The 11,210-nt window shown below is 29.7% G+C and carries 11 protein-coding genes; 3 read left to right on the forward strand and 8 right to left on the reverse strand.

Features of this window, described 5'->3' with window-relative positions:
* Positions 1-84 precede the first annotated feature (84 nt).
* From AB8B22_RS09300 to AB8B22_RS09310, 3 genes are all read left to right on the forward strand, one after another.
* Positions 85-1,206 carry a hypothetical protein gene (locus tag AB8B22_RS09300; protein ID WP_369710900.1) on the forward strand — a complete coding sequence of 374 codons (1,122 nt, stop codon included), beginning with the start codon at positions 85-87 and terminating at the stop codon, positions 1,204-1,206.
* A 37-nt stretch (positions 1,207-1,243) separates the two neighbouring features.
* Positions 1,244-1,843 (forward strand): hypothetical protein, encoded by a 600-nt coding sequence (locus AB8B22_RS09305; RefSeq protein WP_369710901.1) that lies wholly within the window; start codon positions 1,244-1,246, stop codon positions 1,841-1,843.
* Between the two features lie 96 nt (positions 1,844-1,939).
* A complete protein-coding gene (locus AB8B22_RS09310) occupies positions 1,940-2,227 on the forward strand; it encodes a ubiquinol-cytochrome C reductase (RefSeq protein WP_094079716.1) in 288 nt (95 codons plus the stop codon).
* Positions 2,228-2,657: 430 nt separating this feature from the next.
* Here the strand turns inward: AB8B22_RS09310 and AB8B22_RS09315 are convergent, their stop codons facing one another.
* The 8 genes from AB8B22_RS09315 to AB8B22_RS09350 form a co-directional block, all read right to left on the reverse strand.
* Positions 2,658-3,068, reverse strand: coding sequence for an MliC family protein (locus AB8B22_RS09315; protein WP_237048708.1), 411 nt, complete (start codon positions 3,066-3,068; stop codon positions 2,658-2,660).
* Between the two features lie 153 nt (positions 3,069-3,221).
* The gene (locus AB8B22_RS09320; RefSeq protein WP_369710902.1) at positions 3,222-4,028 is read right to left on the reverse strand and encodes an ABC transporter ATP-binding protein; all 807 of its coding nucleotides are present in this window, start codon (positions 4,026-4,028) and stop codon (positions 3,222-3,224) included.
* Positions 4,021-4,857, reverse strand: a complete 837-nt coding sequence (locus tag AB8B22_RS09325) for an ABC transporter ATP-binding protein (RefSeq protein ID WP_094079714.1) — start codon at positions 4,855-4,857, stop codon at positions 4,021-4,023. Before AB8B22_RS09325 ends, AB8B22_RS09320 begins: the two co-directional genes overlap by 8 nt.
* A gap of 15 nt (positions 4,858-4,872) precedes the next feature.
* Positions 4,873-5,673 (reverse strand): nickel/cobalt ABC transporter permease, encoded by an 801-nt coding sequence (gene opp1C, locus AB8B22_RS09330; RefSeq protein ID WP_094079713.1) that lies wholly within the window; start codon positions 5,671-5,673, stop codon positions 4,873-4,875.
* A 1-nt stretch (position 5,674) separates the two neighbouring features.
* On the reverse strand, positions 5,675-6,613 hold the full coding sequence (gene opp1B, locus AB8B22_RS09335; RefSeq protein ID WP_094079712.1) for a nickel/cobalt ABC transporter permease: 939 nt from the start codon (positions 6,611-6,613) through the stop codon (positions 5,675-5,677).
* Positions 6,614-6,792: 179 nt separating this feature from the next.
* Positions 6,793-8,403: a nickel ABC transporter substrate-binding protein gene (gene nikA / locus AB8B22_RS09340; protein ID WP_369710903.1), complete on the reverse strand. Its 1,611-nt coding sequence runs from the start codon at positions 8,401-8,403 to the stop codon at positions 6,793-6,795.
* Positions 8,404-8,652: 249 nt separating this feature from the next.
* Positions 8,653-9,750 carry an RNA-guided endonuclease TnpB family protein gene (locus AB8B22_RS09345; protein WP_369710904.1) on the reverse strand — a complete coding sequence of 366 codons (1,098 nt, stop codon included), beginning with the start codon at positions 9,748-9,750 and terminating at the stop codon, positions 8,653-8,655.
* Between the two features lie 216 nt (positions 9,751-9,966).
* Positions 9,967-11,196 (reverse strand): replication-associated recombination protein A, encoded by a 1,230-nt coding sequence (locus tag AB8B22_RS09350; RefSeq protein ID WP_369710905.1) that lies wholly within the window; start codon positions 11,194-11,196, stop codon positions 9,967-9,969.
* Between the last annotated feature and the right edge of the window lie 14 nt (positions 11,197-11,210).

Consider the following 11,210-nt stretch of genomic DNA (forward strand, 5'->3'; position numbering starts at 1 on the left):
TTTATTTTTTGATTAAAAAGTTAAAAAAAATAGCATTTTTAGTGTAATCAGGAAAATTTATTATTAGAAAAATCAGGAGGAATCATGAAAAGATTTATATCATTTATTTTACTGGCAATTATGTTTATAACAAGCTGCGGAATTAGCCGAAGTGCTGAAGAGAATGATGATAAAAAGGCTGTAATAGCGGCTTTTGAAGATTATATCAATGCAGCAAAAAATGAAGATACAAAAAAAGTTAATGAATATCATTTAATATGGATGAATGTCTGGTGTACTTCACAAGAAAGCTATAAATATCTTACATATAAAATAAATAAAATTGAACTAACGAAGCAGAAAAATGGAAACGGAAGGGACATAAAACTGGCTTATGTAAATGTGTCACTAAAATATCCCGATTTAAACTATATAATGTCTAAATTTTATAAAAATAAAGATTTTAATTCGTTAGTTAAAGGAAAAAGCAGCCTAACACAGATGGAAATAATAGAACAGGAAATATCTTCCTTTTTAAAAAGTGAATTAAAGAAGAATGACATAAAATATATCGAAAAAGAGATGACTGTAAAATTTGAATATAATATTCCAATCGGAAGATGGGTAATTCCCGAAGACTGCAATAAGGAATTTATAAATATTCTTTCACTTGATAATTATAAAATAAAGGGGATGGATAAAACAATAGGAGAAATAGCAAGAAGTCCTATAACAACAAAGGAAGAAAAAGAGCTTTTAATTAGTGAAAAAGAGGAAAAAATAAAAAATAAAACAGCAAAAATTGATGATTATAAACTGCTTCTAATACTTTACTCACCGGTAAAAAATCCTGATAACATCAATTTTAAAAGAATATCGCAAAAATTAATAGAAAATCTCCCTGATTATCCGGAAGGATACCGTATTATGACAAATTTTATTTATCATAATTATCCTGATAATTATTCAGAAATATTAAATTATGCACAAAAAGGAATTGAAGCATATAAAAATGTCGATACAAAAAAATATCCGGAATTTGTTTATGAAAATAGCAGAAATCATCCAATGAATGAACTGTTTACAATTATGATAGATGTTTATCTGAAAAAAGGTGAAAAGGAAAAAGCGCTGGATGTATTCAATAAAAATAAAAAAATTATAAAATACTGGATGCCTCCTGCAAATTATGTACAGCTTATAAAAAAATTGGGTGTACAATGGTAATAAATATAGAGTTTTAAAGGGAAAGAGGAGATTACAAATGAAAAAAGTCCTGTTTATATTTTTAACAATATTGATGTTTTTATCGTGTGCCATGAAGAGTGACAATCAGAAAAATAATGAAAATCCTGAAAATGGAATTTCTGAAAATAAAAACTGTTCTGTGCAGCAGGTACCAGAAAATAACAGTTTTCAGAAAAGTGATATTATACAGGACACAAATAACGGTAGATTTGGAAATGAAACAGTAGGATTTATAAATTATCCAAAGGGAAACTGGAATGAAATCCAGAATAATACAGATTCTACAAGTGCTGGAATAAAAAATGATGAGAATGAAATGATTATTCTGGATAAAGTACCGTCTGAAGAAGGAGTAAATGCAGGAAAAGCGGCAACACAAATGATATCAGAGCTAGTAAATCAGGGTCAAAAAAAAGAAAACCTGAAACTTTATCAAAACAGTATAAATGGCCATCAGGCTTATCTGATATTTTCTGAAACAGTGAATAATAATCTTCAGGCTTCAATGATATTTATAGATGCTGAAAATGAAGTATATTATGTAGCAGTAATTGCAAAGCCAAACAACATTACGAAATTACTGGAAATAGTAACATCATCATGGAACATCAGATAAATATAAAAACTGAAAAATTAAAAGAAATGGAAGTAAAGAAATATATATAGATTTTTATGAATGATTAAAGATTATAATAATAGGAGTTGATTTGTTATGAAAAAAATTATTTTTGCATTTTTAATATTAGCAAGTGCTTACAATTTTGCAGCACAAGGAACTTTACGAACAGTAGAAAAATGTCGTGTGACTTCAAGAGGTATAACAAAAGATGGTAAAAGATTCGCAAACTGTGTTAGCCTTCAGTCAGGAAAAACATTTAATTTTACAGGACTTGTTGACCAGACTTATTACAAATTCTCAAAAGGAACAATATTTAAAGTATATTTTTACGGAAAGGGAAATAGAAATCTAACTTTGGAAACTTTTGACTATATTCGTTAATTTATAAAGAAAATTTTTAAATTTCTGCCTTTTTTATCTCCTTTGTTATTGGTATTTACCTGAGCTTTTTTAGCACAATATTCACCTTTAACTCTTTTAATTTCCCGATAAATATAGCAGCTCTATCTTTTTTAAGAATTTTAGCAATTCTTGTTATTTTGTAATTTTCTTTTAGCGAAACCTCTAGTTGATTTCTTTCATTTATGGTAAAATGCTTACGACTCATGATAAATTTCCTTTCGTTAATGTTTTTGTAGTTACTAACATTTTAACACGAAATTATCATGAGTTTTATTTTATTTTAAATCTGTTACATTTTATTATACAATCTATCTTAAACAAAAATATTTTATAAAAAAAACATAATTTTCAAATCTTAGATTTTCTGTTCGATCTGTCAATTATGTTTTTCTTTTAATTTTCAAAGTTACTATCTTCTTTTACAAGATTTTTCGATATTATTTGCTCCTCTGTAAATAACGTCTTTTCCGCCTTTAAAGAACTCAATATCTCCACCTTTAGATACATATCTTGCTCCACTACCTGAAACTGCTACATTTAAGTTATAAACTTTTCCAGCTTTTGTTACTACTTTTGCAGTTTTTGTTGTTGGGTAAGAAACTGTTATTTTTTCAGTACCGCAAGTGTATGATTCTGAAGGCACTTTTTTTGTAGCAGTTTTTTTGGCAGACGATTTTTTATTAACTACCTTTTTAGCAACAGTTTTTTTAGCAGACGATTTTTTCCCAGCTTTAGCTGTTGCAGCAAAACTCATTCCTCCAATTAAAGTCATTACAGATAATACTAACATAGATTTTTTTAATAATTTCATCTTAATCATCTCTTCTCCTCATAATTTATTTCAATAAGAGTATACTACAAAGAACTATAATTTCAATTATAAAAAACTAATAAATTCAATATAAAACACATAGAATTACTTGTTTTTTATTTCCAATTTCTATAATTTTCTAAATTTATATTTTTTTCATTATCAAAATTCTATTACTGCCTCCAACAATCTCTTAGAATAATCTTTTTTTATATTTTTCAAATTTCGTATATCATTAATTTTTTCTTCAATTTTTCCATCTTTAAAAAATATTACACTATCACAAATATAAGTTATCGTCAATAAATCGTGAGTTATAAATATATACGATAAATTATACTCTTTCTTCAATTTTTGCAATAAATCTAAAATTTCAACTTGTGTAGAAACATCAAGAGAACTAACAGCTTCATCCAACAAAATAAACTTCGGTTTTGTTACAATTGCCCGTGCTATACAAACTCTCTGAAGCTGTCCGCCACTCAATTCATTTGGAAACCTTTCTAAAAATTCCTCCGAAAGTCCCACAATTTTTATCAATTTTTTCACTTCGTCATCAATCTTTTTTTTATCAATTTTACTTTTATTCACTTGAAAACTAATTATTAACGGTTCAGCAATAATCTGAGCAACTGAAAATCTAGGATTTACCGATGAAACATAATTTTGAAAAACAATGCTAATATCATTTTTCACATTCCTATTTTCTTTTTGGTGAATATTTTTCCCCTCAAATTCGACTATGCCAGAATCTGCCTTCTCAATCCCAGTAATTATCCTTCCAAGCGTACTTTTTCCACTCCCGCTTTCTCCAATAATTCCAAGACATTTCCCTTGCTCCAACGAAAGTGAAACATCATTCAATACAGTTTTCACAAATTTTTTCAGAAACTTTTTCTGTGTATAACTTTTTGTAATATTCGAAGCTTTCAGTAAAATATTATTTTTATTTTTTATTTCTTTATTCATAAATTTTATTCTCACCTTCATTTAATGTCCAATCAGCCACTTCCTTAAATTTTTTCATCAAGGTCCTTCGAGTTTCAATCAAAAAATTTGTATGTTCGTGATTGTGATTATTTATTATCTCAGCTGTCGTTCCACTTTCGACAATTTTTCCATTTTGCATAACAATTAATTTATCCGCCAAATATGACAAAATTCCCAAATCATGTGTTACAAAAAGAATTGACACAGCTATTTCATTTTTCAATATTTTAAATTCTTCAATAATATCTTTTTGATTGAGAGAATCTATCGCTGTTGTCGGCTCATCGGCTATTATCAACTTTGGTTTCAATGCAATTGCTATCGCTATCATTACTCTTTGCAACATTCCACCACTTAACTCATGCGGATATTTTTTTAAAACAGCATCAATTTCCTTCATTCTCATTTTTTCTAATGATTCCTTCGCCAAATCCAGTGCTTCTTTAGATGAAATATCCAAATGTTCCAAAAAAGTTTCAACCATTTGATTTTGAATTGTAAATAATGGATCAAACGAGGTCATTGGATTTTGCAAAATCATACAAATTTGTTTTCCACGAATATTTTTCATTTCTTTTTCTGTACAATCAATTAAATTTTTTCCATTAAAAATAATTTCTCCATTTACCCTGAAATTATCATTTAAAATATTCAAAATCGACTTACATGTAACACTTTTTCCACTTCCACTTTCCCCAAGAATCCCAACACAGCTATTTTTTCCTATAGAAAAGCTAATATTTTTTATAATTTCTTTGTTATTTTTTTTCAGAATTACTTCCAAATTTTTTACTTCTAATATGTCCATTTTGCCAAAACTCCTTTATTGATTATCCTTAAAACTATCTCCTAATAAATTAAAAGCTGCAACTGTTATTACGATAGCAAGTCCTGGAACTAGCATTTGTTCTGGTCTTGTACTAATTACATTTTTGGCCTCACTAAGCATTGCACCCCATTCGGGAACTGGCGGTTGTACTCCCAATCCTAAAAAAGATAAGGTCGATATACTCAAAATCATCCAACCCATATCCAGTGTAATTAATACGATTAATTCTGGCATTATAAATGGAATAATGTGCTTTTTAAAAATATATGATGTTTTGGCTCCAATTGCTCTTGAAAAAAGAATGAAATTTTTATTATTTTGACGGATTACATTTCCACGTATCATTCTTGCATACCACATCCATTTCACAACAATATTCGCAATAATCACATTTTTTATTCCTATTCCCAAGGCCCCAATTATAGCTAAAATCATTACTTGACTTGGAAACGACATCATTACATCGCAAAATCTCATAAGAATTTCGTCTATAATTCCTCGAAAATATCCTGAAATAAGCCCCACAATTAGTCCAATCAAAATTGTTGGAACCATTGTTGCAACTGATAAAAACAAAGTCGATCTTACTCCATAAATTAATCTTGTAAAGGTATCTCTTCCCAAATAGTCTGTCCCTAAAAGATGTTTTAGCGACGGACTTTTAAATTTTTGAGTAAGACTTCCTTCAAGCGGATTATAACTCGAAATAACTGGTGCAAAAATACCTAAAAGTACAATTATTGCAAGTATAATCAAACACGCCAACGCCACCCTGTCTTTTAATATTTTTTTCATTTTATACCTCTTTCTCCACCATTCTTGGGTCAATATAGCAACTTGCAATATCTACAATTAAATTGCACACAATAAACAAAACTCCCATAATTAGCACATAAGCCTGTATTATTGGATAATCCCTTCCAAATACCGCTTGTACACAAAGTCGTCCAATTCCCGGCAACACAAAAATATTCTCAATTATAAATGTTCCTGCAACTAATTTTACAACGCTCATTCCAAGCGCATTTAATGACGAATGAATGGAATTTTTTAATGCATGTCTAAAAATTATTGACTTTTTTGAAAGTCCTCTAACTTTCGCATAATAGATATGATCCTGCTCCAATGTTTCAATCATATTTGCACGAATTAATCGAACATATATCGAAATGTAATTCATACTAAGTGCAAACGCAGGTAAAATATACCCTGAAACCGAATTAACTCCACTAATTGGGAATATGTTAAGTTTTAACGCAAAAATTGATAAAAGTATTAGCGATAGCCAGTAATCTGGAATTGCAGTTCCTAAAAATACGATTACTCTCGTCATTTTATCAAAAAAGCTATTTTTCTTAATAGCACAAAATATTCCAATCGGAATACTCATCCCAAATATCATAACAAGCGAAACTCCCGCCAATTTTAACGTTACAGGCAAACTTCTAGCAATTTCATCAGTAACCTTCCTATTTGTATTTACATATGAAATCCCAAAATCAAAATGCAGACTCTTCCAAAGCCAGTCAAAATACCGCAAGAAAAATGGTCTATTTAACCCAAGCAATTCACGCATCTTATGAATATCAGCCTCTGTCGGAGTGATGTCATTCACACGCAAAGCCACTTCAGCTGGATCTGATGGAATCAAATTTATCAAGCAAAATGTAATAAATGTAATTCCAATAATTAAAGGAATTGATATTAAGATTCGTTTTATTATATATTTTTTCATCTAATAAATTTTCCTTTCTAAATTTCTTAAAAATTCTCTTTAAAAAATTTTACTTTAAACAAACTTGTTCGATAACCAAAACTTTTTAATTTTTTGAAATTACCGAACAATATTAATATTAATTTTTATATTCAAACTTGTCAAATATATATTTAGATATAAATTTATTTTATTCTATTTTATTTTAAATTCATTGAGTAATAAGGAACTTCGTATAATGATGTTCCGAATTTAACATTTTTTACTCTATCATTGAAAATTGCTCTATTTGTCTCGTAAGTTACTGGAATGTAAACGGCTTCATCTTGTAAAGTTGTTAACACATATTTGAATAATTCCGCTCTCTCAGACTCACTTGTAGTTTTCAATCCTTTTAAAATTGATTCATCAATTTTCGATTTTTCTGGCAATCCTTGCTGTGCTGCAAAATCTCCATAAACAGGTTTTCTCATACCACCAAGGAATGATTGCGGATCATACGGAATTCCCCAAGATATATTAAATACTATACCAAAATCACCTTTTTTCATTCTATCTCTATATGATTGCTCTTCTTCCCCAACTGTTTTCAATTCCACTCCAATTTTAGCCAACTGCTGTCCAAAATACTCAGAAATTGCTTTTTCACTAACACTATCAGCATTATAATTCAATGTAATTACCAATGGTTTTCCATCTTTTTGTCTTTTACCGTCAGCACCTTGAACCCAGCCAGCAGCATCCAACAATTTTTTTGCTTCATCTAATGAATAATCGTAAACTGGCACGTCAATATTCGCATACGGAACTGTTTTCGCAAGAATTGAATCAGCTGGAGTTTCTGTACCTTCAAAAATTCCTTCTGAAATTTCTTTCTTATTTAAAACATGTTGCAACGCTTTTCTCACATTTTTATCTTTCAATGCACCCTTTGTAGTATTCACAAGCATCATTCTAGTCGCAACTGGCTCAGACATTATAGCTGAAAATCCTTTTTTATCTTTAAATTTCTTAAACGATTCACTATCAATCATATCACGCCCGAACACAATATCAATATCCCCTTTTTCAAGTGCCAATGCCCTTGTCTGTTCTTCAGGAATAACTTTTACACGAATTGTCTTAATTGCTGGTTTTTTTCCCCAATATTTCTCATTTACTTCAAAAATTGCTTCTTCATCAGTTTTATTTGATTTTAAAACATATGGTCCAGTTCCAATATACTTGTCAACTCCATTTTTTGTACTTTTACCATTTTTCATAGCTTTTGGCGAAATAAATCTAAATGGACGAATCGAACCAAGCTCAATCAACATTGGATAATAAGGCTCTTTTAATTTAATTTTAAATGTATAATCATCTGGTGTTTCAAATCCATTAAATAAACGCACACTTTCAAGCCACCCATGTCTATCTTTATTTTCCATAATTGCATCAAAATTCGCTTTTACAGCCTTTGCATCAAACTTTTCCCCATCTGAAAACACAACATTTTTTCTAAGATGAAATGTATACTCCTTCCCATCTTTTGAAATTTCCCATTTTTCAGCCAACTGCGGAGCGATACTCCCATCTTTATTAATCGAAACAAGTCCCTCATACAAAATATTCTGTGCATAAAGCTCACCTGCATAGTTATGCGGATTCAAATCTCTAATATCACGAAAATTAGCGGCTACAATTTCGTCTTTACTAGCATTTTTTCTAACATTTCCTCCACACGACATCACAAACATCAAAATTCCAATCATCATCACAAGAAATTTGAAACTCCTGTTTTTCTTCATTCTACTTTTTCTCATCTTTTTCATCAAAAATTCCTCCTACAAAATAATTTCTTCTAAAATTAATCCTCAAATTTATAATTTAATATAAAATTGACATAAATCCTATTGGATTTAATAGCAAAAAACTCCTATTTGATTACTTTTAGAGATCTTACTAATTTAGTGAACTACTCCCGCTTTTAGAAGCGGGAGCTTCTTGGGAAGTATCTGCTTTTGTTAGCCAAATATATTTACCAAGCTCTTCGGGCAGTTCCTGACCTGTTTTTTTATTTCCTAATATTTCAACATTTCTTTTCCAACATCTCTTATATTCAATGCCGCATTGTAATCTCTATCAATTTCAATCCCACAGCACTCACATTTATAACTTCTTTCCGATAATTTCAGTTCCTCTTTAACATTTCCACATTTACTGCAAGTTTTCGATGACGGAAACCATTTATCTATCTTCAAAAATTGTTTCCCTAAAAACATCAGTTTATACTCAAGCATTCTCAAAAACATTCTCCATCCATTATCTCCTACACTTTTTCCAAAATTTAATGTCTGGCTCATCCCTTTTATATTCAAATCCTCGACAATCACAGCATTATGTTCTTTGGACAATTTTTTCGATAATTTATGCAAAAAATCTCTTCGACAATTTTTAATATACTCATGTAATTTTGATATTTTCGCTTTTTGTCTATACCAATTTTTAGAAAATTTTACTTTTCTTGATAATGATTTCTGTGATTTTTTTAATTTTTTCTCCAGCATCCTAAAATATCTTGGATAATCAGCCCTTTGGTTTTCAGAACTGACAAATAATTCAGGCATTGAAAAATCAAGTCCAATCACTTTATCATTACTTGGCATTTTTTGAATTTCTTTTTCAAATTCCGTCAAAACAGAAACATAATAATTTCCATTACTGTTTGTCAATGTTACCGACTTTATTCTATAATCCTTTGGTATTTCTCTATGATATTTCAATTTTACTTTTTTCAATTTTGGCAAAACCAAATATTCGTTTTCCTCAATTCGTATCGAATTATTTACACAATTTGTTGTGTAACTTTTAATATTATTCTTTTTAGATTTGAACTTTGGAAACTTCGCTCTCTTCTGAAAAAAATTTGTAAACGATCGTTTTACATTCAATTGAGCATTTGAAAGTGCCAGACTGTCAACTTCTTTCAAAAATTGGTTTTCACTTTTCAAACTGGCAGGTGTAATTATTTTATTTTTCCCCGTTTCTTCATAAAATTTATTTGCAGCATACAAGATCGTATTGTAAACAAAACGAACACATCCAAAAGTCTTGTTTATCAATAATTCCTGCTCCTTATTTGGATAAATTCTGTATCTGAATGCTAAATTATATTTCATAAAATTACACCTCCTTTTAATTTTGAATATTATTTTTAATGACTTCTCTTAAATATTTTACACAAAAATTGTATCATAGGTGTATCCTTTTTTCAATTTTTTTACAAAAAAAGCAATTCATCTCCCACTTGTAGAAAGCCTACGACTTCTTGATATCTTTTTGTTAAAAATTTTTACATATGTTTAATTTTATCACAAATTATTTTGATAGTCAAATTATTTTGCTTTATTTTTTATTTTCTTAAAATATTCCGCAGCCGCCCTCTCAAATTTATTGTTGCCAAATTCATAAAATTTTATTTTTTCATTCATATAGACTTGATCAATATAGTGATTTTCATAGTTGTGAGGATATTTATAATCTTTTTTACCAACTTTTGTAAGATGAGTTGGCACATCTTGAATTTTTTCATTTTCAATATGGCTAAGTGCTAAATTTATCGCATTGTAAGCCGAATTACTCTTTGGAGAAATCGCCAAATAAATTGCAACTTCTGAGAGAATTATTCTTGCTTCTGGCATTCCAATTTCCTTTACTGCATTAAGCCCTGCCACAGCAATTGGTAACGCCTGTGGATTTGCAAGTCCAATATCTTCAGAAGCCAAAATTACAAGCCTTCTAGCGATATACAAAATATCTTCACCACCAGAGAGCATTTTTGCCATCCAGTAAACAGCTGCATCAGGATCACTTCCACGAATACTTTTTATCATTGCAGAAACCGTGTTATACTTGTCTTCCGTCTTGTGATAAGATTTTTTCGTATTCAGCACTTCCTTCACTTCATCAAGCGTAAAATCCACCCCAACATTCGCAATTAATTCCAAAATATTTATAGCCTGTCTTGCATCCCCTTCAATAATCTCTGAAATATACTTCAAAATCTCATCTGAAATTCCAATTTTCTCTTTTTCATTAATATTTTTTAATATTTCAAGTAAATCTTTTTCACTCAATTTTTTAAATTCAAATGCCATACATCGTGACAACAACGCATTATTCAAGTTATAATAAGGATTTTCAATCGTCGCACCAATCAAAATAATATTCCCATTTTCCAAGTCCTGCAAAAGCGAATCCTGCTGCAACTTATTAAATCTATGAATCTCATCTAAAAACAAAAGTGTCTGCTGTCCGTTCGTCTGAAATCTGTTGTGTGCCTTATCAGAAATCTCCTTTATATCAGTCACAGATGCCTTTATCGCATTCAAATATTCATAATGATAATTCATTTTTTCAACAATAATTTCCGCAAGAGTCGTTTTCCCCGTTCCCGGTGCTCCCCAAAAAATCGCATTCATAAAATTTCCATGCTCAATAATCTTCCTCAAAATTCCATTCTCTCCAACCAATTTTTCCTGACCATAAAAATCATCCAAACTTTTCGGACGGTATCTAAATGCAAGTGGCTTTTTATTTTCATATGCTTTGTCAAATAAATTCATTTTTTTACTCCCTT

This window comes from Leptotrichia rugosa (assembly GCF_041200005.1).
In the GTDB taxonomy this organism is placed as follows: Bacteria; Fusobacteriota; Fusobacteriia; order Fusobacteriales; family Leptotrichiaceae; genus Leptotrichia; species Leptotrichia rugosa.

Coding starts and splice junctions, on each gene's coding strand:
- opp1B (WP_094079712.1), bottom strand. CDS start 6,613: ATGAAAAAATATATAATAAAACGAATCTTAATATCAATTCCTTTAATT.
- AB8B22_RS09315 (WP_237048708.1), bottom strand. CDS start 3,068: ATGATTAAGATGAAATTATTAAAAAAATCTATGTTAGTATTATCTGTA.
- AB8B22_RS09320 (WP_369710902.1), bottom strand. CDS start 4,028: ATGAATAAAGAAATAAAAAATAAAAATAATATTTTACTGAAAGCTTCG.
- nikA (WP_369710903.1), bottom strand. CDS start 8,403: ATGAAAAAGATGAGAAAAAGTAGAATGAAGAAAAACAGGAGTTTCAAA.
- AB8B22_RS09305 (WP_369710901.1), top strand. CDS start 1,244: ATGAAAAAAGTCCTGTTTATATTTTTAACAATATTGATGTTTTTATCG.
- AB8B22_RS09345 (WP_369710904.1), bottom strand. CDS start 9,750: ATGAAATATAATTTAGCATTCAGATACAGAATTTATCCAAATAAGGAG.
- AB8B22_RS09300 (WP_369710900.1), top strand. CDS start 85: ATGAAAAGATTTATATCATTTATTTTACTGGCAATTATGTTTATAACA.
- AB8B22_RS09310 (WP_094079716.1), top strand. CDS start 1,940: ATGAAAAAAATTATTTTTGCATTTTTAATATTAGCAAGTGCTTACAAT.
- AB8B22_RS09325 (WP_094079714.1), bottom strand. CDS start 4,857: ATGGACATATTAGAAGTAAAAAATTTGGAAGTAATTCTGAAAAAAAAT.
- opp1C (WP_094079713.1), bottom strand. CDS start 5,673: ATGAAAAAAATATTAAAAGACAGGGTGGCGTTGGCGTGTTTGATTATA.
- AB8B22_RS09350 (WP_369710905.1), bottom strand. CDS start 11,196: ATGAATTTATTTGACAAAGCATATGAAAATAAAAAGCCACTTGCATTT.